The sequence below is a fragment of the uncultured Phocaeicola sp. genome, assembly GCF_948499155.1.
GTDB lineage: Bacteria > Bacteroidota > Bacteroidia > Bacteroidales > Bacteroidaceae > Phocaeicola > Phocaeicola faecalis.
On sequence record NZ_CAOOSE010000020.1, the window covers coordinates 35,443 to 59,393 of the forward strand.

The window sequence follows — 23,951 nt, forward strand, 5'->3', positions numbered from 1 at the left end:
AAGATTATGCCGATTTTAGCAACAATGGGGTTGAAAAAGATTTATATCGCCCCTGCCATGACCGATGGAAGTATGCCCGCAAAAGGCAACCAATGGCTTGATTTGGGCGATGTGTATCAAGACACTTGCAACTTGAAAGATGATTCTCCCGAAATCACGGAACATAAGTCGGAAACGTCAAGCAAGGTTATTACGTTGGTGGGTGAAACACCTACAAATGTGGAGCTTTCTTTGATGGACCCGGATTTGGAATTGCTTGCACGTTATTTCGGTGGTACTATTGCTGGAGAAAAGGGCAAGCGCACTTGGATTCGTCCACGAAAATTGGAATACAAGGAGTGGGCGTTATGGATTCAACCGGAAGAGGGCTTGTTTATCGGGTGTGCCAATGTGCGTATCATCCCGACATTCGAGATTACCTATTCTTCAAAGGGTATCTGCCTTGTGCCTATGACTATCAAGTTCCAATCAAACTTGCAAGCAAGCGAGGAAATGAGCGACCCAACAGTAGCATGACACTGAAAAAGTCTGAGAACCGATAGCCTCCTATCCCCGGATGGGGGGCTTTTTAACTTTTAAGACAAATGGAACAACTGAATAATGAACGTGAATTGACCCGTGAAGAACGCTTGGAAATCGAAGAAAAGGCGATACAGGCACTTGTGAACATGGGAGTGAAATTCAATGTACCGCTTAAAATTAACCCGGTAAAACCGCCACGCTTCATCCGTTGGTGGAATAAGCATTTTCCGAACCATGTAAAGATGTGGCGTGACAAACGTATTCCCAAAGGCTGGGATGTGTCCGAAACAGAAGTACCCAATGCCGCTTTGCAAACTATGGAGCGTGTATATATGCGCCACTTCCATTTGAAGCCTCTTTATTTGGGTACGATGGATTGTTTGAGGCGGTTGTATCTGAATATAGAATACGATGAGGAAAAGATACAAGCCGAACCCATACAGGAAAGCAAACGCCTTTTCAAGTATATTCCTCTGATGGCTGAGATTGCAGCCGTAGCCGTGCTTAACAATCCCGTGGTAGCTGACCCCTCTAAAGACAAAGAGGTGAAAGCCTTGAAAGCGTTTTTCATGGAACACCTTACATCTACCCGGCTTGAAAAGCTGGCAGACGTGATAAGCCAAATGATGAATCCCGGGGGTTTTACGTCCTCTATTCGGTCAATACGGGAGATAGGAACGACCAATCCGAAGAAACTCAAAGCAAACCGAGTAGAGTAATCGGGCTAAATAGCCCGTGGGGTAATCGTGGGGAAATTATCAAGTCCTTTGGCTGGACTTACGATTATCTGCTTTGGGGTATCAGTTGGCTAAACGTACAAATCATGCTGGCAGATGCGGCACGTGTGGAACAAGAGCCGGAGCAAACGGACGGAAACAAAGATGGTGGGAAGCCGCCTGTACAGCTAAAGACAAAGGATGATATTAAGAATTATCTGAAAGGAATAATGTAATGGATAATATAAACGGAGCGTTGGCGTTCAAAGCCACCCTTGATATAAATGATTTCAACGTGTCGGCACAAGCGATGGAAAGGAGTATCAAACAGGTTTCATCCACAGCCGTATCGGAATCGTCTGTGATGGATAACTCCATTCAGAGCTTTGCGCAAAATGGGGCGAAATACATTGTTTCCTACCTCGTTGGGCAGGGTATGGGGACTTTGCTTCAAAGTATCGTGCAAACACGTGGGCAGTTTCAACAGTTGGAAATTGCCTTTACAACCATGCTCAAAAGTGGTACGCAAGCAAAGGGCTTGATGGATAGGCTTATTGATACAGCCGCCAAAACTCCGTTTGACCTTTCGGGCATTGCGAGTAGTGCCAAACAGATGCTTGCTTACGGCTCAACCGTGGATAATGTGGTGGATGAGCTGGTAATGCTTGGTAACGTGGCTTCGGGCGTGGGTGCGCCACTACAGGATATTGCCTACCTCTATGGAACGCTACGGACACAAGGCAGGGCATTTACCGTGGATATTAGGCAGTTTGCCGGGCGTGGTATTCCCATCTATGAGGAACTGGCTAAAGTGCTTGGCGTAACCAAAGATGAAGTTTCCAGCCTTGTAACGGAGGGTAAGGTTGGCTTTGCGGAAGTAGAAAAGGCTTTCCAAAACATGACGGGTAAAGCCGGGACTTACTACAACCTCATGCAAGAACAAAGCAAGTCCCTAACGGGTATGATTTCCAACATGGGTGATGCGTGGGAACAATCGTTAAACAAGTTGGGTGCGGATAACCAAGATGTTTTTGCCGGAGCTATTGAAAGTGCTACCTATATGGCAGAGCATTTGGATGATATTTTGCGTATTTTGAAAGCCGTTGCTATAGGCTATGGAAGCGTGAAAGCCGCTATTGTACTGAATACATTAGCCACAAAGGGATATACGGGCGTTGCTCTTTTGGATAACACGGCAAGGCAGGCTAAGATTTCCTTAATGAAGTTGGAAGCCGTTGCTACTGGGCAGATGGTAGCTCAGACAAAAGCGATGGTTGCAGCCCAAAACAGCCATGTCGCAGCATTGCAAGCGCAACTGACGGTAGAGGAACACGCCAACATGGTAAAGCAGTTACGCATTGCCACCATTCAACAAATGCTTACCATCCAACAAGCAGAATACCTTTCCAATTTGAATCTAACGGCTTCTTCTGCCAATTATGAGGCGGTGGCTCTGAGTGTTCTTACCGTTGAACAAAAGCAAGCTCTAAGCAAGTTAGACTTGTCGGCTAAAAGTGCCGTGTATCGTGCCGCTTTGGAAAATGAGGTTGCCGTTAAGACACAAAACAGTGCGGCTACCTTAAATGCCATGCGTACCGATGTCAAGGCAGCAGCCGTAAAGATGGAATCGGCACGGGCTGATGCACTGGCGGCAAAGGCGGCTGTAGAACGTGCCTATTTGGAAGTGTACAGGGCACAACAGACTGGGAACGCTGAAAAGATAGCCATTGCCACTAAGAAGATGGAGGCAGCGGAGGATAACGCAGCTATCGCACGAAAGACGGCTTTAGCCACCCAATCCGATTTTTACGCAAAGAAAAAACTACTTGAAGCTACAGCCACCAAGCAATCCACAGCCGCTTCCGTGGCAGATACTACGGCAAAGACAACACAAGGGGCTGTAACTTCCGTACTGACTGCAATCACGACAAAAGCAACGGTAGCGGTGAAAGCTCTTTGGGCTTCCATGATGAGCAATCCTATCGGCTGGGTAATGGGATTGATAGGTGCATTAGTCAGTGTAATTACTCTTTTTACGGGCAAACAAAAAGAAGCGACCACGGCAACGGGTGAATTTCAAGATACCACGAAAAAAGAGATTGACGATTTGAATTTACTTTTTGCCGTATTGCAAAATACGGAGAAAGGAACTCAAACACATAAAAATACGATTGAAAAAATCAATGCCGTATGTAAACAATATAATAAGACATTGCTTGATGAAAACGCTACACTTGATTTACAGCGTCTTAAATATGAGGAATTGACTACAGCCATTCAGCAAACTACAGCCGAAAAAATCAAGGCTAAATATACCGAACAAGCTATGCAAGAACTGGTACAAAGCCAAACGGATGCACTTGATAAGCTGAAAGAGAATGCCGAAGATGCAACCTACAAAGAAATTCAAGAAGTTATGGAAACCACCCCGGAGGGTGTAACCGTTATGATGAATAAGGTTGTTGATGTGGCTTCAAGTTCTATTCGTGGAGCTTCGGGGGCTGTATGGGATGCGGTAGAATCTATGGCGGTAGAATCCGCAAACCAATTGAAAGGGCTAACAGGTCAAGCCTATACCGATGCGTTCAACAACTCATTGGATAGCATTGTTTCTGCCGTACAAAAGTCCACCGGGGCTACAGGTAAAGAAATGGATGCTTTCAAGGAAAATATAAAAACTTATCTTGAAAGTGTCGCACAATCAGCAAAAAAGGCAGATGAAACCATAGGCAAGGTAGATAGGCAACTTGAAAAATTCTATGGTAAAAAAGATACGACTTCTGTAACAGAGAGTACCGACTATGTGGCTATGTCGTTTAACGAGCTGGATAAGAAAATAGGTGAAACTCAGAAAAGTATTGATACCCTCAATGCCAAAAAGGTAAAGGTGGAAGCCGATAATACCCAACTGAAAGAGCTGAAAGACTTGTTGGATAAATTGAATGGTGCTGTAAACACCAAGAATACAAACCTTAACACGGAAAAGGGAATATCAGACCGTATCAAGCAGCTTAAAGAATTGCGTGAAGCTGCCATTATCGGTAGTTCTGACTATAAGAGTTATGATACGCAAATAAAGAAGTTGGAAGCCCGTTTACCCAAGCATACCACGGGGGATAAAGCGGATAGTGCCGCCAAGCAACTACGTGAAAGGCAACTTGAAGCTGACCGCAAATTGGAGGCTGACCGTATTGCAGTCTTGGAAGAGGGCTACGAAAAACGCAAGCGCACCCTTTCGCTCCAACACAAGGAGGCATTGGATAATATAGACAAAGAGGAAAAGGCTTTGGCTAAAGCTCGTAAGGATGCCGGAAAAGGTGGCTTATCTAAGTCTGAAAAGGACGGCTTCGATGAAAGGCGAACACTTGAAAACAAGAAATATGACAAAGCCCAAAACAAACTCTTTGACGGTGAAATAGAGTACAAGAAACAGCAATATGCCTTGTATTTCCGTTGGGTGCGTAACATGGGCGAAGATGTAGCCAATACCCAATTTGCCACGCTTTTAAAAGGCGGTAAATCATACAAGGAGTATGTGGAAAATGAAATCAAGGCTCTAAAGGATAAACAACAAGCCGGAACACTCACAGAGGGAGAAAGTAACCAACTTATTTCCCTTAATATGCAATACAATGAAATCACGGGGGCAAAGTCCGCTATGGATTCTTTCAAGGAATCTGTATCTAAGACCATTCAGCAAGCCCAAACACTTGCCGAGAAGTTGGAAGCCATAGCCGATGCAAAAGAGAAGCTGGCTAATGGAAGTTCCGGGCTTGTGGGTGCTGACGAAAAAGCGGAAGCCACTTTGTTTGTTTCAGAAGAAGATGAAAAGTTACAGGAAGAAGTACAGCAAAAGATACTTTCCTCTTACAGAACCTTTGAGGAACAAAGAAATGACATCCAAAAGGAATACGCCTTGCTGCGTGCTGCCGCTCAAAAGACGGGCGACCAAGAACGGATTAACCAAGTAAACAAGTCGGAGGCAGAAGCGTTAAGCACCCTTACCGCCAATATGTTAAAGCAATCGGATAGTTGGAAGAAGTTATTTGGCGATTTGGATAGCCTTTCTGTAGCTGAAATAGATAAGTTGGTGGCTGATATTGAAACAAAGCTAAAAGATGCGGATTTGAAACTGAATCCCGTAGATTACCGTGCTTTGATTGATAGTTTGAATCAAGCAAAGGAAACGCTTATTTCAAAGAATCCCTTTAAGGCTTTAGGCACGTTCTATGATGATTACATTGAAGCCAAAAAGAAGCTGGCAGAAGCCAAAGCGAATGTTGCTGCCGGAAAGGGTACGGATGAGGATGTGAAAAAGGCAGAGGCTGACATGAAGAAAGCCGCCAAAGGCGTAACCAAGTCCATTGAAACGATTACCGATACGGCTACCACGTGCGGCAATGCCATTGCATCCATGTTTTCTGATTTGGGACAGGATGATTTGGCAAACGGCTTAGGCACTGCAATGGAGTTGTTCGGGCAGTTGGGCAATGCCGCCGCCTCTGTAGGTAAAATGATGAGCGGTGACATATTGGGAGGCGTTACGGGTATGGTAAGTGCCGTTACTTCTGTAGTGGGCATATTTGCCAAATTGCATGATTCCAAGTATGAGAAGAAAATTCAAAATCTGCAAAAGGAAATAGATGCGCTGGAACAATCCTACAGCCGTTTGGAACGAGCCTACAATAATACTTATTGGGTGTTCAATGATAGCCAACGTGAAGCCTACGAAAAGAATATCCAACTGATTAACGACCAAATACGGGCTTTGGAACAAGAAGCCAACGTAGCAAAGAAGAATTGGGATTTTGCCCGTTACGCTCAACTCAACAAGGAGATTAAGGAACTCAACAAACAGTTGAAGAATGCGGAAGAAAACGGAGATATGTTTTCTATCTATGAGGCTCAGAAAAAGAACCTCAAACAGCAACAAGAGGATTTAAGAAAGCAAATTCAAGCTGAAAAGGATAAGAAGAAAACCGATAACGGAAAAATCCAACAGTGGAACGAGCAAATAGAATCCATTACCCAACAGATAGAGGATTTGGATAGGTCAATGATGGAAACGCTTGCCGGAACGGATGTAAAAACCGCCATTGATGAATTTGCCGATGCGTTGGTAGATGCTTATTGCAAAGGTGAGGATGCAGCGGAAGCATTGGGCGAAAAGACAAAAGAAGTCCTTAAAAAAGCGGTTGTGGAAGCGTTGAAACGTGAGTTTTTGGCAAAGGGAATCAATGATGCCGTTCTCTATTTGGGAGAATCCATGAAAGACGGGAAACTGACCGATGTAGAGAAGCGAGAATTTGAAAGGATGGTGAACGCTGCCGGGGATTTGTTCAATTCCGCATTGGAGGGTATTGGTGATTGGATTAAGGATGTGGAGGAAGAAACCGTACAGCAAGACCCCCTTACGGGTGCGGTTACTTCCATGAATGAGGAAACGGGCGGTGTGATAGCCGGGCGGTTGAATGCCTTTGTCATAAACCAAAGCGACCAAACCTCTATTATGAGGCAGGCACTTGTTTACCAAGCCGAAATAGCCGCCAACACGAAGTTGAGTGCATCAGAGCTGACGGAGATTAAAACTACTTTGAAGCGCATTGAAAATAAAGATAGTTCACTTTTATCACAAGGAATAGCATAGTTATGGAACTGGTACAACAACTTAAAGAGGATGGCAAGGCAAAGGGGCTTTGCCGGATGTGGCAAATGAAGCTAAGAACGGGGCTTGACTATGAGCAACTGATACAGCTTTACATTAAGGGCATAGATTTCTGTATATCGGAGAATTACCCCACGCTTGACTTTATACGGGAACACTTCAAAGGCAAATGCGAGGTTTACGGGGTGTTTGTGGATGATGAGGTTACGGATAAGGTGAATTTACCCGATGTGGTGCTGAATGGTGACTGCAAAGCTATGTTGGAGTATGACGGCTATTCTGTTTCACGGGTATATGCACGGCATGATTCCCATAGTGCCGTAAACGTGTCGGACAATGCGATTGTTACCATAGACGCTTTCGATAACTCGTATCTGTATGTGGCGGTAGCCGGAACGGATGCAAAGGTGCTTGTGAATCTGTATGGCAATGCCAAAGCGGATATAGAGGGAGTGGGGATAGAAGTTAGACAAATGAATAAAAATACTTACTGATATGGATAAGAACATGATTTTACACCTGCCTTTCGATGACCCGGACGGTAGTATAGCTTACGACTTTTCACAGTACCGCAACGATGCCACCTTATCGGATGGTGCGGATTTTTCTAAGAAATCTAAAGTGGGTAAATCACTTGCTTTGAATGGTACGGGCGAATGCGAAACAGCTCGTTCCATACCCTTTAGCGGTAATTTTACACTTTGTTTTTGGGTGCTGCCTGTTTCTCAAAAGTTAGGCTGGGTGCTGAATATGCCCGGTATAGACAATTATAAAGAGCAATGGCTTGATGTAATGCCCGATGGCTGGATTTTCTTTGCTTTCGTTAAGTCCGGCAATATGTTTACCGTCTATGAGAACACGACCCGGATATTCAGTGAAATATTACCAAAGACACCAACGGGGCTTTCCATCAACGACCAATCACTTTTTGGGACGAAAGCCTTGCTGGACGAAGTGAAACTGTTTGACGTGGCGAAAGAACCCCGTGAAATATTCGAGTTGCAGAAAGATACGGATGTGGAATATTTCATAGACGGAAAGAACTTCAAGGAGTTTGGGGTATTCGTTTCCAAAAGTGCCGGATTGGTTGGACGGTTGGAGCGCAAAGAAGCCTTGCAAGTGAACTGGGACAATTACCACGGTATTGTAAGGGATAAGAAGCGACCACGCTACAAGGAACGCAACATTACACTGGATTGCTTTATTGAGGCTTCGGGACGTGCCGCCTATGTGGAATGGGTAAACCTTTTCTTTTCCCAATTCGATGCGGAGGGGAACCACCGTTTGCGTGTGGACTATGACGGAAAGGCAAAGCCTTTGGTATATGAAGTGGAATTGCTGGATGAGGCAGACCCGGAAAAGAGCTGGGGACAATATAGCAACGATTTGATGGTGGGTACATTCCGTTTAAAGCTGGTGGAAGATGAACCTGTGAAAAAGGTGCTTAGATATATAGGTGGAACTGCAAACGGCAAGGCTACGATTACCGTCACTTCGTCCAAGCTGCTTAATATCTATTGGGGTGACGGCACGCACACTTACGATGTGTCCGGCAGCGAACAAACGATAGAACACACTTACGTTACACCCGGTGAATACGAGATAATCGTTTCGGGCGTGATTGAAGACATTGAAAAATTTGAAACCAATGCTATTGTGATATGGGAACTCTTGAAATAATCAGGCGCAACGGTGAAAAGGTACGCTTGTTTTCCAAAGAGCCGTTTTGTACGCTGAAATCAGCCGCTCAAAACAGTTCCTTAATGGGGGATGATAACGTACAGCTTTCCATTGTTTCCTCTGAGTTGCTTAATTTAGGCAAGGGAGATAAAATCATAGTGGAGGGTGAAGAATACACCATCCGTACTAAGGTGAACCGTGAAATGCTTTCGGACAACCATTATGTGCATGATGCCACTTTCTACGGAGTGATGTACGAGCTGATGAAAAGCCTGTACCGAAACACCGATGCAAACGGGAAATCCAGCAAAAGCACGTTTGACCTCACTTATAATATCCGGGACTTTGTAAAGGTGCTTATCTACAACGTGAGCCGTGACTATCCGGGCTTATGGGCTTTCGATGAAGCTAATTGCCCGGACACAGAACCACGTACCATTTCCTTTGCCCGTAACAATTGCCTACAGGTTTTGCAAATGCTTTGCAGTGACCGTGAATTTGATTTGGAGTTTCTCATTACCCAAAAGGACGGGGTGCGTACCATCCACATAGGAAAGTTCGGTGCAAAAGTTGTGCCCCCGGGTGGCAACGCTTTCTTTGAGTGGGGCAAAGGCAACGGCTTGTACAAGCTCAAAGAGCAAAAGGTAGATGATAAGACCATTATCACAAGACTTTGGGTGGAGGGTGGCACGACCAACATTCGGAGTGATTACAGGGACTATTCAGAACGCCTACAGCTTCCGTTTCCAGTGCGTTTGAACAAAAAGGAACACAAACTATGGGACGGTACAATAGTACCGCCTCAGAGCGAATATATAGGCATATCCGATGATAACAAGCGTTATTTGGAGGATGGCGATTTGAGGGATGCACTGGGTAGTGATGAGGATGCTGTGACGTATGATAATATTTTCCCGAAACGGACGGGTACGGTTACTGCTTTGGTGGCTGATGATATAAACAGCTTCATTGATGATACAATGGACTTTGACCTGAACGAGAAAGACGATAAAGGTACAAAGTATCTGATTAACGAGGTATCGGCAAAGATTAATTTCATTTCGGGTAAATTAGCCGGACAACAATTTGAATTGGCGAAAAAGGGAGGATACGACCATGCAACAAAAAGGTTTACGCTCATTCCATTTACGGACAACAGGGGGCTAACTATTCCTACCACTGAAAGCGAGGCTTACCGAATAACGGAGGGTGACACGTATAAGATTACGGATATTCACCTGCCTAAATCTTATGAAGATGATGCAGAGGAAGATTTATGGTATGCCGGATATAACGAGTTCAAGCCACGCACACAGGCACGGGCGCAATATCAGCTTACCTTTGAACGTTCCTATTTTTTGAACGCTTTGCCAAGCGATAGCGAAACAACCGTCTTTCATGTGGGTAACTATGTACCCGTGAAAGATGAGCGTTTCGGTATTGAAAAGAATATCCGCATCCAAAAGGTGACAAAGAACCTGCTTGTGGAGCATGACTATACACTGACCCTTTCGGACATTACAGCCATTTCCCCAATCACTCAAACGGTTGTGGATGTTGGACGGCACGAAACAATCATAGAAAACAATCGGCTTCGGGACTTGACTAAGGCACGGAGGGGATGGCGTACAACAGAGGAACTGCGTACAATGGTGTATGATACGGACGGTTATTTTGACCCCGAAAACATCAAGCCCAATTCCATTGACACCAATATGCTTACGGTGGGGTCTAAGAGCCAACAATTTGTTTTGATAGATGTGATACTGCAAGCCAACGTAAACGGAATATCCAATCGTTTTGATGCTTCTGCCGGGGTATTGGCTCACTTGACTATTGATGATGAGATAATCAAGCATTGGAACATGGCGGCTGGCTCATTCACTCTATCAAGCCCAAAGGGGTACTATGTGTTTGCCAAGTGTTCCAAGAAAAGCACGGATGGCATTTGGTATGTGACACAGGAACAACTAAAGGTTGAACCAACCGAAGACCCGAATAACTATTATTTCCAAGTGGGTATATTGGGGTCAGTGCATTCGGATGATGATTTCAGGGACTTTACCACCACCTACGGATTTACCCGTATTAATGGGAACACTATCACTACGGGTAAGATTATAACAAGCGATAAGGAGTGCTATTTGGATTTGGACGGCAACAAGTTCCGTATCGGTGATTCTTCAAGTTCTATTGATTGGAACGTAACGGCAAAACGCCAATTAACGTTGCACAACGTCCGTTTGCTTTCTGATAGTGGGGACACCTCACATATCGGGGTGTTCCGTGGCACATATAACCCGAAGTACGTGTACTATGCCGGGGATGAGGTGGCTTACACGGTGAATGGTGAAACGTGTACCTACCGATACACTAACCCCACACCAAGCATGGGCAACCTGCCTACCAATTCCGTATATTGGTCGGTTGTGGCGAAAGGTTCTACCGGGGATAAGGGAGAAAGCGGTTTATCCGTATTCTATACCTATAATGACAGTGAAACCAAGCCTGCCACCCCTACGGGGGATGGCTCTACGGGAGGTTGGCACAGAACTTCGTCCGAAAACGTGGTTTGGATGAGTATAAAGAACGCCAAGACTGATACGGAGGGTGCGTGGGGTATTCCTTTTCGTGTGCGTGGTGCTGATGGTACTTCAATCAATATCAAAGGTTCTAAGGACAATGTTTCACAACTGCCTACCGTTGGAAATTCAGAGGGCGATGCTTATCTAATCGGGGGCAACCTCTATATTTGGGATGGCACGAACTGGAAAGATGTTGGAGCTATTAAGGGGGAAGATGGAAAGAGTAGCTATCTTCATAAGAAGTATTCCGATGATGGCGGCAAAACGTTCACAGCCGGAAACGGTGAAACACCCGGAAGATGGTTGGGTTTGTATGTGGATATGATACCCACCGATAGCGACAAACCAAGTGCCTACAAGTGGAGCGACACGAAAGGACAAGACGGAACGCCCGGTTTACCCGGTGAAGATGGGCGTACTCCATACTTCCATATCAAGTATTCGGACAACGGGGGAATGTCGTTCACTGCAAACAATGGTGAAGAGCCGGGCGACTACATAGGGCAATACACCGACTACGTGCAGAAAGACAGTGATAATCCGATGGATTACACTTGGGCTTTGATTAAAGGCGAATCGGGTACAGGTGGAACGGATGCCGGAGCTGGTGAATATTACGAGTATCGTTACGCTAAAAATGGCTCGACTTTAGTACCGCCCGATTTGGATGTTAATTCTTCCAACCCTACCGGGTGGAGTACGGAAATGCCGAAAGTAGGAGCGTTGGAATATATTTGGTGTACAATGGCTAAGAAGTCCGGGCTTGCAGACCGTACCAAATTTCATTTGCCCATTGAAGCTAACGACACTTCAAGCATTGCCGATATTTCGGGTAACGGTTATAATGGTGTGCTGGGCGGTGGGACGGTAGTAAAAGACGGAACGAGATATGCCCTCAATCTGAGTGGTGGAATGGAGAGCCGTATTCCTTATGATTTACCCTTTGGGGAAAGTTTTACACTCTGTTTTTGGATGAAGTCAGACCAAAATCAAGTCAAGTGGATGTTGAACGGATATAACGGTAGGCACTATGTGGAAAAGAGTATTGCAATCACGCCTAATACGTGGTTTCACCTTGCATTCCGTTTTAATGACCGTACCGTTACGGTATTCAAAAACGGAGAGCAATTACATAGTGGTAGCGTTAATATCATGGCTGTAGGCTTTGCTATTTACGATGATGATGTATTCGGTTCTGCCGTGTATTTCGATGATATACGTTTGTTGATGGGGGCTTTACCTGTGAATGACATTGCTTCCGTAATGAATGGCAAAGCAGACCTGATGATACAGAAATGGAGTACCCCTATTCGTGTAAATCCTTATGATGGTGAAGATGGAAAGCATGGTGTTAGTGTGACATTGGCAGATGTGGAATATGCACAAAGCACGTCAAATTCAGTTGCGCCTACTACGGGGTGGCAGACAACCGCCCCGACATGGATAAATGGGAGGTATATATGGAGTAGAACGAAAGTATCTTATTCAGACAACACGACTACCTACACTAAGGCGGTTTGTATTACAGGCGGCAAAGGCTCTACGGGTGATAGCGGTGTTGGCGTAAGTTCTATTATTGAACAATACTACCTATCCAGTTCGGCAACCTCATTACTTAATGGCTCATGGAGTACAACACGCCCAACTTGGAAAGACAAATGGTATATATGGACACGCTCGGTTATCACTTATACGAATGGAACGAGCGACACTACGGCTGCAATATGTGTAACGGGGTCGAAAGGTGATAAAGGTGAAGATGGAAAGCCGGGTGATAAGGGGGAGAAAGGCGATAGCCCCGTACTTGTTTATAGGGGTATTTATGATTCATCCAAGACTTATTACGGAAATAGCAAACGGTTGGATGCTGTAAAATACAACAATCAATACTATATAGTCCGTATTGATGCAGGAACATTCTCAAATGTCACTCCCACGACAACAAGCAAATGGAATACGTTTGGAGCGCAATTTGAAACTATTGCCACAAACTTGTTATTGGCTGAGGGGGCAAACATTGGAGATTGGTTTATTAAGGGCGGTAAGATTGTTTCCACTATGGGTAATGGTAACAGGGTAGAGCTGGATGCTTCAATGGCTCGTATTTATATTGAATCTTCAAGTGGTGGTGGTGATTATGCGCTCGTTGATTTTGGCGCAAAAATGACAATAGATGCCAACCGTGGAATTTTTGAAACAAGGGCTAAAAATGCTCCTAACTATTCTAATGCGGTTTCCTATATGTCACCAACGGGAATATTCTCAAATATGGCAGGTACGGACGGTATGCCAGCAAGTAGCGGATATACGCACCGTGGGGCTATTGTTGGGCTTGGTTTTGCAAATGTTCCGGCAAGAACATGGGCTATAAATGCGGTAGATACAATCGTGGCAGGTGTTTATGGTCGGGCTTCTAATTCGGGGACTGCACCAGCCTTTGGCGGTTTCTTCTATGATTTATTTGCCGGAGGCTTGATTTTTGGTCGAAAGTGTATTACAGGAACGTCGAATAACACATGGTATTTGAATAGAGAAGATACCGTGGTAATAGGGTACACGTCTGCCGCATCAGTAGTGTATCTTCCGGCTTCTCCTAAAGAAGGACAGGTTATATTTGTAAAGCAGTGGTGGAGAGGCTATATGAGATTCAGACCAAGAAGCGGCTACCTAATCTATGATGATACTTCGGTAAATGACTACTACGATTTTGGAGAGGGTCAAGGTGGTATGTTTGTATATACCGTAGGATATGTAGATGGAGTTAAAAAACAAGCATGGTTAGTAAGTAGATGGAAATACTAAAAATATGGAAGAAAGAGTATTATACGGATATATGGATGGCGACTATCTACAATGTATAGAAATAGCCCCTATTCCTCAAAAAATCAGAAATGAGAAAACGGGGGAAATAACAACACGCATGGTATCGGTTATTGAACAGGTGGCTGAACTGCCAACCATATATAAGCCAGTGGATGCAATAGATGAAAGTAAACAAAACACAGATAAGGAGGGCTATGTTGTGCGCATTGTGCCATACGATGCCGGGGACAGGATTTCATTCAGATACATAGAAGTCCCCGACTTTCAAAAGGTGGCACATGAGATTGAACGCTCAAAGGAGGTGTTGGCAAGTAGCGATTATAAGATAATCAAATGCTACGAAGCCGCCCTAATGGGGTATGCAATGCCGTATGAGATAAAGGCATTGCATAATGAAAGGCAGTTGCTAAGAGATAAAATCAATGAACTTGAAGCACGTTATACCTCATTATCTGATGATATACTTTAATTATAATCATAAATGTGTTCAGCAAACACATTTATGATTATATTTGCAGTTAAATAAACTTGATTTACTCAGTGAATTATGGAAACAACGATGTACAGCCTACGGATTCTTTCCAAAGGTAAGGTTACAGACCTTTCCAATGGTTTTGCTTTGGGTGGTGTTCCGTTTACCGTCTTTGTACGACCTAAAGAGGTTACGATGGAAACAAGTACGCTGCTTAAATGCAAGCTCATTTGTGATAAGGAATTTAGTATGTTCCCCGTACCTATCGGGGATTGGACGCCCGGAGCGATAGCCGTAATATCCCCAAACGGTATCGACCTTTCGGTATATGATGTGTATTGGGGTGCTGGTGAAACTATTAAATAACTTATAGCTATGGGATTATTATTGGGAAGCGGAAACACGAAACCGCAATATCCTTACGACCAATGGTATGGGGTGCAAGGTGATTTCAACTCACAGGACTACAAACTAAAGCGTGTGGGTAATTTGGATTTGCACCGTACATTACCCATTCAAGCGAAGCTGAAACGCTTTGTGGAAAACCCTGACGGCTCGGTTAAGTATTACCTTAACCAAAATGACAGCCGTAAAAAGGATTCGGGTGCAACGGCTTTGATTGACAGCACGGACGGTAATGTAATGCTTGAAAAGCCGGAATATTACTTCAAGTTGGAAATAGAGGGAACGAAATGGATTCGTGCCTATTCCGAATATCCGTTGCCCGGCTTTATCAAGATGGAACGAAAGACGGTAAGCCCGTGGTATGCAACGGTGGATATTACCAACTCTGTAGCCGTTTCGGGATGTTGGCTCACTTGGAATGGCGATGAAATTGCAAGGGATTCAGACGGATTTGTTATACTCAAAGCGAATGCCGCACAATTCAGAGGTGGTTCGGGTGCTGGTGATGCCGCTAAGGATGGTACTTACAACTCCATGTTGGGTATGCCTCGTACTTCCATTTCAAAGGCTGGTGTTCGTCCTCTTTGCAAGAACGGAACACACCACGGGGCGTACAGGGTGTACAATGAAATTGCTTGGTTGCAACGTGTGGAATATGCCTCATTGCACTGCCAAGATGCTTACACCGAAACGCTGACTGCTGACGGATTCCATCAAGGAGGCTTAGGGAGTGGTCCGGTTGTTAATGGTACGGAGTGGAATACATGGGGAGGTTACAGACCCTTTGTGCCTTGCGGTGTTACTGCAACGCTGGGGAACAACACGGGTAAGGTGTCCTACACCATCAAGGGATGGACTGGTGGCGATAAGGTGGTACAAATAACCTCTTACCGTGGCTTGGAAACTCCTTATGAATACTTGTGGATGCTTGCTGATGATGTACTAATTTGGCATAAAGCGGATGTATCTATTGCCTATGTATGCGAAGACCCGACAAAATTCACCTCTCATTCAGATAGTGCTACTACCGTACCTATCGGATATGAAGCCATTACGGAGCTTCCACGAACTGAGGGCTATGTGCTTTCTATGGCTCATTCCACTAAAGGTTATTCCTTTGCCGAAAAAGTAGGAGGTTCAAGTAATAAAGGGTATTGCGATTACTATTGGACTCCCACAGGTGGTAGTACGTGGTCTGCTGTAGGCTGGTATGGTGCCCTTTTGTCTGCTAATGCGGGTGGTGGTGCGTATGCGGGTTTCGGTTGTCTGGCTGCGTTTTATCGTTCCTCGGCTGCGATTGCGACCGTTGGGTTCCGCTTGTGCCGTTTTTGACGGACTGCAAAACTCGGTGAACGGAGCAACGAAAATGGCGTTGGATTGAAAAAAATAAAAATATAACAGGGTTGTGGCGGCTGGTGCCCTTTTGTCTGCTAATGCGAATAATGGTGCGAATGCGGGTTTCGGTTATCTGAATGCGAATAATCGTTCCTCGAATGCGAATGCGAACATTGGGTTCCGCTTTTACCGTGGTTTCAACTTATAACTGTTGCTGCCACGCCCTTACCTCACAGGGACTATCGGCACGTCTGATAGTTGGTAAAATAATATGGATTAGGACGGTGCAAGTAAGTAATTGAAAGCTCTGTTTTAGAACAACGGCACAAATGGGTGTAGTAAAGACTGAATACGGGTTATGTTATACGGCTGATACCTGCTTTAATCAATACTCGGATTTTGAGGATTGCGGTTTATATGTCGGTGATACAGGAAAGATATTCATTTCCCAAGCTAAGAAAATTAAGAATGTTTATCACCTGATATATGAATGCTCCAACCTCATACGGGCGCAATATAAGGCACAGCAAGGCAAAGGAGAGCGTACCGAAATATCCAAGTTCAATGAGAACATTTTGGAGAATTTGGATAGCTTGTACTGGGACTTGCGCAATGAAACTTATACCCCCGGTGAATATCGGATTAAGGTTATATATGAGCCGAAAGAAAGGGTGATTATGATTGCCCCGTTCTTCCCGGACAGGATAGTACACCATTGCATTATCAATGTGTTGGGGCGTTACTGGACTAACTTCTTCATTGCGAATACATACGCTTGTATCAAAGGGCGTGGTATTCATAAATGTATGGAGGATGTGCATACGGCTTTAATCATAGACAGAAAAGGTACAAGGTTCTGTTTGAAGATTGACATCAAGAAGTTCTATGATAACATAGACCACGCAGCATTGAAAAGGATAATCCGCTACACTATAGCGGATGAACAACTGTTAAGGCTGTTGGATAAGATAATAGATAGTAACGGTAAAGACAAGGGGCTGCCAATAGGCAATTTCACAAGTCAATATTTGGCTAATCTCTATTTAGCATATTTCGACCATTGGGTTAAAGAAGAACTGGCTAAGATAGTGATGAAGCGTTTTGGGGTGAAAATCTACTACTATCGCTATATGGATGATATGGTGATACTATGCGCTGACAAAGAGGCACTGCATTTCGTACTCGACATGATGGGGCTTTACTTGGGTGGCGAATTGAAAGTAGAGATTAAAAGCAACTGGCAGATATTCCCGGTTGATGCTCGTAGCATTGATTATGTGGGATTCAAACAAAACCATTACGGCATATTGCTAAGAAGCGGTATTCTGAAAAGGTTTTATAAGAAATTCCACCGCACCATCAATAAATACGAAATCAAAGATGAAACGGATATTAAACACTTCTTCCCATCTGAATATGGCTGGATAATCAGATGCTCGGAGGAACACAGTAAATTCATTTTTAATAATTGTTTGAACGATGGAAGCAAATGTTTTGACTACAGGGCTGCTGGCTAAGACTAAGCCGGAGGTGATAGATTCTCTTAATAACGGGCAGGGAACGTTCCTTTATAACCATAACATCAAAGAGGTTAAGGTTATTGCAGACAAAGAGGGTGGCATTGAGATTACGACTGATGCGGAACGTGCCACAGGCACGATGTTCCAATATGACAGCGTGAGGGTGGAATATCCAAAAACGGCTGATAATATTTTCAGCACGTTGCTTACTGCAAGATACCCGGCTAAGACAGAAAGTAAGCTGGTAAACGAATATCAGTCTGCCATGCTGGGCTTGCTTGCCGAAAGTGCGAAATCCCCCTATGAGAACTTTTTGAAAGACCGTTTGGCTATCCGTGAAATGGTGGATGCCGATTGTGAAACCTATAATATACCGATAGACTTATGAACGAGGTAATGGACTTTGAGGAAACCGAATCCTTGAATGAAGATATTTTCGATTGTGAATACACCTCAGTAGATGCCGTGATTAATGAGGTCACGGTGTTTACGGGATGTAAGGAAAGACAGACAGAGAACGGAACGAGAACACTAATCGCCTATGGCGAGGGTATCGGTGCATCCGCTTTCTATACTGATAGTAAGAAGTTGAAAGATGTTGTTTTAGACCCGAAGCGCAAATATCCATTTCGTGCCGTAATCAAAGTGGTACGCTATGGAACGATGTACGGGTTTAAGTTCTTTCCACCGAATACTCCAATCACGCAGGAGGATAGGGATAACTTTGAGTATTACAAGCGAAACAAGTATAAGAAAAACCGATGATGGAAGAAAGTTTGAAAGTAGCACAAGGCATAAGCGATTTTGGCTTTATGGTGATAGTGTGCGCTGTGTTTCTCTGTTTGGCGGCTGCACTTATGGTAGCTTGTTTCAAGTGGTTCAAGTCTATCATTAACGACATGATTAAAAGCAATCAGTCTATGGTAGCCGAACTTCTGACGGAAACCAAAACCCAAAATGATATGCTCACTGACATTGCAGAGGGGTTAAGACCCGAAACGCAGTTGCGGATAAAAAACATATCAAGCATTTACTTTGACCTTGCCGTTGAGAGGGTTTGCCGTATAATAAAGAAAGTGCGTGAAGAAAACCACATCGCAGACCGTGAAGCCACGAAAGCGAAAGTACACACCTTGATTATGAATATGCACGAGGACAGAAACAGCCGATTTGATGCACATTCGTATCGAGGGAAACGATTGTCAAGCTACACTTCGCCCGAATGGATTGAATGGGTAGAGCAATGTGTGTTGTCAGAGGTTTATGCGGAAACGGTGAACAATGGCAGAGCTTATACCAATGTACAAATGGTATATGACAGAATTAAAATAGATTTTTACCATAAATTGAATCAAGAATGAAGATACTTATAGACAATGGGCATGGAGAAAATACACCGGGTAAACGCAGCCCGGATGGAACTTTCAGGGAGTATGCCTATACAAGAGAAATTGCGGATGAAGTCGTGCGTGAACTGGCTAAACGTGGCTATGTAGCGGAACGCATTGTTAAGGAGAACTTGGACGTGCCTTTGGCTGAACGTGCAAGGCGTGTGAACGAGATTTGCGCCCGATATGGAGCTAATAACGTGTTGCTTGTTTCCATCCACTGCAATGCTGCCGGGAATGGCGAATGGATGAATGCCCGTGGATGGTCTGCCTATACCACTAAGGGCAAAACGAAAGCTGACGAACTGGCAAACCGAATGTATGATGCTGCCGCTTGCTTTATTACCGGGCAAAAGATTAGGCGTGACTATTCGGATGGCGACCCGGATTGGGAGGAAAATTTTTACATCCTTTCCAAGACGAAATGCCCGGCTGTATTGACGGAAAATTTCTTCATGGATAACAAGGAAGATATTGCTTACCTTACATCTATGGAGGGGAAACAAAACATTGTGAACACCCACGTAGAGGGTATAATCCAATACATCAAGGAATATGAGAAATAAAGCGTTTTTGATATTAATCGCCCTCTGTGGGCTTTTGATGGCGGCTACCTTTGGGCTATGGGCTTATTGTTCCAAGTTGAAATCAGAAAAGGAAAGATTGGATGGCAACCAAACCGCCTTGTTGGAGAAAATTGAATTTTACCAAACAGAATCCGGAAAATCCGCTGCTTCTGTACAGGCATTGACTTTATCCAAGTCTGAGGTGGAAAAGCATTGTGCCGACTTGACGAATACCGTTAAGGAACTTGACTTGAAAGTAAAGAGGTTACAAGCGGCTTCCACGAATGCAACAAAAACGGAGGTGGAGGTACAAACCATAGTTAAGGATAGCATTATATACCGTGATACATCCTATCTTAAAGTCCAAGCGATACGATGGAAAGACCCGTGGATAAATGTTGATGGCTTAATCATGCCCGATAAGAAACTAGATTTACGCATACAATCTGTAGATACCCTATTTCAAGTAGTGCATAGAGTGCCTAAGCAATGGTTGTTTTTCCGATGGGGAACAAAGGCTATTAGGCAAGAAGTTGTAAGTAGCAATCCCCATACCAAAATAGTGTATTCGGAATATATAGAATTGAAGAAACGGAAAAAGAAATGATTAGGTGTTAGTAATAGAGTAGAACTTTTGTTCTGAGCCGGGTTCGCTGTGAAGTGCGCCCGGTTTTTCTTTGTCCTTTGAAATAAAAGTCATATCTTTGCAGTACCGATTCTGAAAATCGGTGTTGCATTGTACCCCTGTATTCTTCTTTTGGAGAGGCAGGGGTATTCAACAAAAATGCAAAAGTTCTACTATAGTTCTACGAAAAATTGAAATAGTCTCGCAAGTGACTGATACTCAAAGTTAGGTTAGAAGTTTCCTAAACATTAGATAGGGGTTCGATTCCCCTCTGGGGTACCACACAGGTCAAAACACACTTCACTCTCCCTTTTTATCCCCCTTTATGGACAATTACTATCCCATTATCGGAAAATATATACCCCTATTTTCGGAACATGTCCTGTATCTTTGACCTCGAAATAAAACTCATTCTAATCTTAAATTACATTTATATGAATACACGCTTATTATTTATACTCTGCTGCTGCCTGTTGCCCTTTACCCTTAAAGGAGCGGGCAAAGAAGACATGAAATGGTTTACCGATGCCAAATTCGGGATGTTTATCCACTGGGGGCTTTATTCACAAACGGCCGGCGAATGGAAGGGACACCCCACACAGGGCGGCGAGCATTTTATGCTTTATGAACGGATACCGGTAAAAGAATACGCTTTAATCGCCAATGACTTCAACCCGACCGAGTTCAACGCCCGGAAATGGGTAAAGACCGCCAAAGAAGCCGGCATGAAATATATCGTCATCACCTCCAAACACCATGACGGGTTTGCCATGTATCACTCGGCATGCAGCGATTACAACATCGTTACCCGCACACCGTTTGCACGCGACCCGATGAAAGAACTGGCCGATGAATGTCGTAAGCAAGGGCTGAAATTCGGCTTCTATTATTCCTTGGGAAGAGACTGGGAAGACCCCGATGTCCCCACCAACTGGCCGACCAAAGCCGGCCGAAGCAACACTTGGGACTTTCCCGATGAGGACAATAAAAACCTTCAGGCATATATTGACCGCAAGGTGCTGCCGCAATTAACCGAACTGCTGACCAATTACGGAGAAATAGCCATGATGTGGTTTGACACTCCCGAAATGGTGACCAAGGAACAAAGCCGTTCCATCCGCCAGCTCATTGAACGCCTGCAACCGCATTGCCTCATCAACAGCCGCATCGGAAACGGTCTGGGCGACTATCGCATCATAGAACAGAAATTAATGAATGAGATAGACCCGAAACCTTGGGAAGCATGCCTCACTATGGGCGCCAACTGGGGTTACAATAAATATGATACTGTCTACAAGAAGCCCGACATGATGATTCGCAATCTGGTAGACGTGGTCAGCAAAGGAGGCAATCTGTTGCTGAACATCGGCCCCAACCCCAAAGGCAGTTTTCCGGTACAAACCGAGCCCGGACTCAAAGCTTTCCGCCAATGGATGAAAACAAACCGGGAAGCCATCTACGGCACCTCTCCCTGGCATACTTACGGCGAGACTTCTCCCCTGGCCAATGGAAAAAGCGAAGAGGTAAAAGAAGGGTTCCACGATGCCGTATTCGACGGTACACCCGGCAATGCCATTCCCGATTTCAGATATACTGCCAAAGGCAACCATATCTACATTATTGTACGCCACGTGCCTGCCGGCGAGTTTACGCTCCGTGCCTTCAAGGGATACACCGACCGTATCAAGCGCATCACGTTGCTCGACAACAAGAAAGCCGTCGAATGGAAACAGACCGAAGAAGGACTACGAATCAGCCATATCCAACGCCCTTCCGACGCTTTTCCTGTCTATGTGCTGCAGGTAGAAATGCAAGCAGAATAAATACTCTCTCTTACATAAAGTTTCTTTTGCCGGTTCTTACTGCTTATCCTACGCGTCTAGTGATAAAAAGCAAGAACCGGCTTTAAGCATTCCCCGCCCTATGAATAAGCCTTTCACTCCCCAAGCATAAGCTTTTTCTTCCTTACATATACTACAGTCCATTGCTGTAGACTATACAGTCCGCTGCTGTAGACTATACAGTCCATTGCCGTAGACTGTACGGTCCACTGTGGAAGTCTGTAATAACCGACAGGAAGAAAAGACGTAGCTGACAGCAAGAAAAGGCTTAACACATAGGAAGAAAGGACATAAGGGGAGGGAGAAAGAAGACTGCCCCCGTAAGCGGCAGAAACAGGCGGAAAACACAAAAAAAGAAGGGAGAATGCCAAAACGCTGAGACATCGCCCTGTTATGGAACGACAGTAGTCAGAGGTTTGGCACACTCCCTTATCAATCATCCTTTCGGATGAAAGGCGGAACGGATGATTATTTAATCACGCCCAATTCTTTACCCACCTTGATAAATGCGGCAATCGCCTTATCCAGATGTTCGTGTTCGTGACCGGCAGACAACTGAACACGAATACGAGCCTGTCCTTTCGGCACAACCGGATAATAGAAACCAGTTACATAAATACCTTCTTCCTGCATCTTGGCAGCAAAGTCCTGAGACAGTTTTGCATCATACAGCATCACTGCACAGATAGCACTCTGAGTCGGTTTGATATCGAAACCGGCAGCCAGCATCTTATCGCGGAAATAAGTTACATTGTCCATCAACTTCGTGTGCAGCGCATCGCTTTCTTTCAACATCTTGAACATTTCAAGGCTGGCGCCCACAATGGCAGGAGCAACAGAGTTAGAGAACAAATAAGGACGAGAACGCTGACGCAGCATGTCGATGATTTCTTTCTTACCTGTAGTGAAACCACCCATAGCACCGCCGAATGCCTTACCCAATGTACCGGTGAAGATATCCACACGTCCATACACATCGTATTGTTCGGCTACACCGTGACCGGTCGGACCTACCACGCCTGCCGAGTGTGATTCGTCCACCATTACCAGTGCATCGTACTTCTCTGCCAATTCGCAAATCTTATCCATCGGAGCCACGTTGCCGTCCATAGAGAACACACCGTCAGTAGCAATGATGCGGTGGCGCTGAGCCTGAGCTTCCTGCAAGCAGCGTTCCAAATCAGCCATATCTGCATTGGCATAACGATAACGTTTTGCCTTGCACAGACGTACACCATCAATAATGGAAGCATGATTCAATGCGTCAGAAATGATTGCATCTTCGTCGGTCAGCAGCGGTTCGAACAAACCACCGTTTGCATCAAAGCAGGCAGCATATAATATTGTATCTTCGGTTTTGAAATAATCAGAGATAGCAGCTTCCAGTTGTTTGTGCAAGTCCTGAGTTCCACAGATGAAACGTACAGATGACATACCAAAGCCATGAGAGTCCATTGCGTCTTTCGCTGCTTGGATCAAACGCTGGTTGTTTGACAATCCTAAGTAGTTGTTCGCACAGAAGTTCAACACTTCTTCTCCTGCATTTACTTTGATATCAGCCTTTTGGGGAGTTGTAATGATACGTTCGTTTTTATACAATCCGGCTTCTTTGATGCCAGCCAATTCCTTCGTGAGGAACTCTTTCATTTTACCATACATAGCTTTGATTTTATTAAGTATTAAAGATTAAGTTCAGATATTTCTCTTCGACGGACAAAGTTCTTATTTTTTTTTGAATTTCTGCAAAAATATAAAGAAAACTTTGATAAAATCTGAATGCTTCTGCCTATCTTTGCTCGCAAATAGCA

18 protein-coding genes are annotated in these 23,951 nt (G+C 44.5%); 17 read left to right on the forward strand and 1 reads right to left on the reverse strand.

Going from position 1 to position 23,951, the window contains the following annotated elements:
* The first annotated feature begins 6 nt into the window (after positions 1–6).
* The 17 genes from QYT14_RS13625 to QYT14_RS13705 all read left to right on the forward strand — a co-directional run bounded on the left by QYT14_RS13625 (position 7) and on the right by QYT14_RS13705 (position 22,125).
* A complete protein-coding gene (locus QYT14_RS13625; RefSeq protein ID WP_005655408.1) occupies positions 7–516 on the forward strand; it encodes a hypothetical protein in 510 nt (169 codons plus the stop codon).
* Between the two features lie 68 nt (positions 517–584).
* A complete protein-coding gene (locus QYT14_RS13630) occupies positions 585–1,241 on the forward strand; it encodes a hypothetical protein (RefSeq protein ID WP_005655407.1) in 657 nt (218 codons plus the stop codon).
* A 104-nt stretch (positions 1,242–1,345) separates the two neighbouring features.
* Positions 1,346–1,474, forward strand: a complete 129-nt coding sequence (locus tag QYT14_RS13635; protein ID WP_005655406.1) for a hypothetical protein — start codon at positions 1,346–1,348, stop codon at positions 1,472–1,474.
* Positions 1,474–6,885 (forward strand): tape measure protein, encoded by a 5,412-nt coding sequence (locus QYT14_RS13640; RefSeq protein WP_008642525.1) that lies wholly within the window; start codon positions 1,474–1,476, stop codon positions 6,883–6,885. Before QYT14_RS13635 ends, QYT14_RS13640 begins: the two co-directional genes overlap by 1 nt.
* A gap of 2 nt (positions 6,886–6,887) precedes the next feature.
* Positions 6,888–7,397, forward strand: coding sequence for a hypothetical protein (locus QYT14_RS13645; RefSeq protein WP_005655404.1), 510 nt, complete (start codon positions 6,888–6,890; stop codon positions 7,395–7,397).
* Position 7,398: 1 nt separating this feature from the next.
* On the forward strand, positions 7,399–8,583 hold the full coding sequence (locus QYT14_RS13650) for a hypothetical protein (RefSeq protein ID WP_008642527.1): 1,185 nt from the start codon (positions 7,399–7,401) through the stop codon (positions 8,581–8,583).
* On the forward strand, positions 8,565–13,970 hold the full coding sequence (locus QYT14_RS13655; RefSeq protein WP_289307070.1) for an N-acetylmuramoyl-L-alanine amidase: 5,406 nt from the start codon (positions 8,565–8,567) through the stop codon (positions 13,968–13,970). The genes QYT14_RS13650 and QYT14_RS13655 overlap by 19 nt, the downstream gene beginning before the upstream one ends.
* Before the next feature lie 4 nt (positions 13,971–13,974).
* Entirely contained in the window at positions 13,975–14,460 is a 486-nt protein-coding gene (locus QYT14_RS13660; protein ID WP_005655401.1) for a hypothetical protein, read from the forward strand.
* A gap of 78 nt (positions 14,461–14,538) precedes the next feature.
* Positions 14,539–14,829, forward strand: coding sequence for a hypothetical protein (locus QYT14_RS13665; protein WP_005655400.1), 291 nt, complete (start codon positions 14,539–14,541; stop codon positions 14,827–14,829).
* A gap of 9 nt (positions 14,830–14,838) precedes the next feature.
* A complete protein-coding gene (locus QYT14_RS13670) occupies positions 14,839–16,200 on the forward strand; it encodes a hypothetical protein (protein ID WP_289307473.1) in 1,362 nt (453 codons plus the stop codon).
* A gap of 332 nt (positions 16,201–16,532) precedes the next feature.
* Positions 16,533–17,720 carry a reverse transcriptase/maturase family protein gene (locus QYT14_RS13675; protein WP_008642534.1) on the forward strand — a complete coding sequence of 396 codons (1,188 nt, stop codon included), beginning with the start codon at positions 16,533–16,535 and terminating at the stop codon, positions 17,718–17,720.
* Complete coding sequence (locus tag QYT14_RS13680; RefSeq protein WP_195401483.1) at positions 17,683–18,111, forward strand: hypothetical protein; 429 nt, start codon at positions 17,683–17,685, stop codon at positions 18,109–18,111. The genes QYT14_RS13675 and QYT14_RS13680 overlap by 38 nt, the downstream gene beginning before the upstream one ends.
* Positions 18,108–18,488 carry a hypothetical protein gene (locus tag QYT14_RS13685; RefSeq protein ID WP_005650559.1) on the forward strand — a complete coding sequence of 127 codons (381 nt, stop codon included), beginning with the start codon at positions 18,108–18,110 and terminating at the stop codon, positions 18,486–18,488. The genes QYT14_RS13680 and QYT14_RS13685 overlap by 4 nt, the downstream gene beginning before the upstream one ends.
* Positions 18,485–19,084, forward strand: a complete 600-nt coding sequence (locus QYT14_RS13690; RefSeq protein ID WP_009038912.1) for a hypothetical protein — start codon at positions 18,485–18,487, stop codon at positions 19,082–19,084. Before QYT14_RS13685 ends, QYT14_RS13690 begins: the two co-directional genes overlap by 4 nt.
* Positions 19,081–19,677, forward strand: coding sequence for an N-acetylmuramoyl-L-alanine amidase (locus QYT14_RS13695; RefSeq protein ID WP_005650556.1), 597 nt, complete (start codon positions 19,081–19,083; stop codon positions 19,675–19,677). Before QYT14_RS13690 ends, QYT14_RS13695 begins: the two co-directional genes overlap by 4 nt.
* Positions 19,667–20,284 (forward strand): DUF6549 family protein, encoded by a 618-nt coding sequence (locus QYT14_RS13700; RefSeq protein ID WP_008642540.1) that lies wholly within the window; start codon positions 19,667–19,669, stop codon positions 20,282–20,284. Before QYT14_RS13695 ends, QYT14_RS13700 begins: the two co-directional genes overlap by 11 nt.
* Before the next feature lie 452 nt (positions 20,285–20,736).
* The gene (locus QYT14_RS13705) at positions 20,737–22,125 is read left to right on the forward strand and encodes an alpha-L-fucosidase (protein WP_289307072.1); all 1,389 of its coding nucleotides are present in this window, start codon (positions 20,737–20,739) and stop codon (positions 22,123–22,125) included.
* Between the two features lie 486 nt (positions 22,126–22,611).
* Here QYT14_RS13705 and kbl read toward each other — a convergent pair whose 3' ends face one another.
* Positions 22,612–23,802, reverse strand: a complete 1,191-nt coding sequence (gene kbl / locus QYT14_RS13710; protein ID WP_289307073.1) for a glycine C-acetyltransferase — start codon at positions 23,800–23,802, stop codon at positions 22,612–22,614.
* Positions 23,803–23,951 lie beyond the last annotated feature (149 nt).

What these genes read in the sequence shown, in the direction of transcription:
- QYT14_RS13625 (WP_005655408.1), top strand. Translation starts at nt 7, where the DNA reads ATGCCGATTTTAGCAACAATGGGGTTGAAAAAGATTTATATCGCCCCT.
- QYT14_RS13630 (WP_005655407.1), top strand. Translation starts at nt 585, where the DNA reads ATGGAACAACTGAATAATGAACGTGAATTGACCCGTGAAGAACGCTTG.
- QYT14_RS13635 (WP_005655406.1), top strand. Translation starts at nt 1,346, where the DNA reads ATGCTGGCAGATGCGGCACGTGTGGAACAAGAGCCGGAGCAAACGGAC.
- QYT14_RS13640 (WP_008642525.1), top strand. Translation starts at nt 1,474, where the DNA reads ATGGATAATATAAACGGAGCGTTGGCGTTCAAAGCCACCCTTGATATA.
- QYT14_RS13645 (WP_005655404.1), top strand. Translation starts at nt 6,888, where the DNA reads ATGGAACTGGTACAACAACTTAAAGAGGATGGCAAGGCAAAGGGGCTT.
- QYT14_RS13650 (WP_008642527.1), top strand. Translation starts at nt 7,399, where the DNA reads ATGGATAAGAACATGATTTTACACCTGCCTTTCGATGACCCGGACGGT.
- QYT14_RS13655 (WP_289307070.1), top strand. Translation starts at nt 8,565, where the DNA reads ATGGGAACTCTTGAAATAATCAGGCGCAACGGTGAAAAGGTACGCTTG.
- QYT14_RS13660 (WP_005655401.1), top strand. Translation starts at nt 13,975, where the DNA reads ATGGAAGAAAGAGTATTATACGGATATATGGATGGCGACTATCTACAA.
- QYT14_RS13665 (WP_005655400.1), top strand. Translation starts at nt 14,539, where the DNA reads ATGGAAACAACGATGTACAGCCTACGGATTCTTTCCAAAGGTAAGGTT.
- QYT14_RS13670 (WP_289307473.1), top strand. Translation starts at nt 14,839, where the DNA reads ATGGGATTATTATTGGGAAGCGGAAACACGAAACCGCAATATCCTTAC.
- QYT14_RS13675 (WP_008642534.1), top strand. Translation starts at nt 16,533, where the DNA reads ATGGGTGTAGTAAAGACTGAATACGGGTTATGTTATACGGCTGATACC.
- QYT14_RS13680 (WP_195401483.1), top strand. Translation starts at nt 17,683, where the DNA reads ATGGAAGCAAATGTTTTGACTACAGGGCTGCTGGCTAAGACTAAGCCG.
- QYT14_RS13685 (WP_005650559.1), top strand. Translation starts at nt 18,108, where the DNA reads ATGAACGAGGTAATGGACTTTGAGGAAACCGAATCCTTGAATGAAGAT.
- QYT14_RS13690 (WP_009038912.1), top strand. Translation starts at nt 18,485, where the DNA reads ATGATGGAAGAAAGTTTGAAAGTAGCACAAGGCATAAGCGATTTTGGC.
- QYT14_RS13695 (WP_005650556.1), top strand. Translation starts at nt 19,081, where the DNA reads ATGAAGATACTTATAGACAATGGGCATGGAGAAAATACACCGGGTAAA.
- QYT14_RS13700 (WP_008642540.1), top strand. Translation starts at nt 19,667, where the DNA reads ATGAGAAATAAAGCGTTTTTGATATTAATCGCCCTCTGTGGGCTTTTG.
- QYT14_RS13705 (WP_289307072.1), top strand. Translation starts at nt 20,737, where the DNA reads ATGAATACACGCTTATTATTTATACTCTGCTGCTGCCTGTTGCCCTTT.
- kbl (WP_289307073.1), bottom strand. Translation starts at nt 23,802, where the DNA reads ATGTATGGTAAAATGAAAGAGTTCCTCACGAAGGAATTGGCTGGCATC.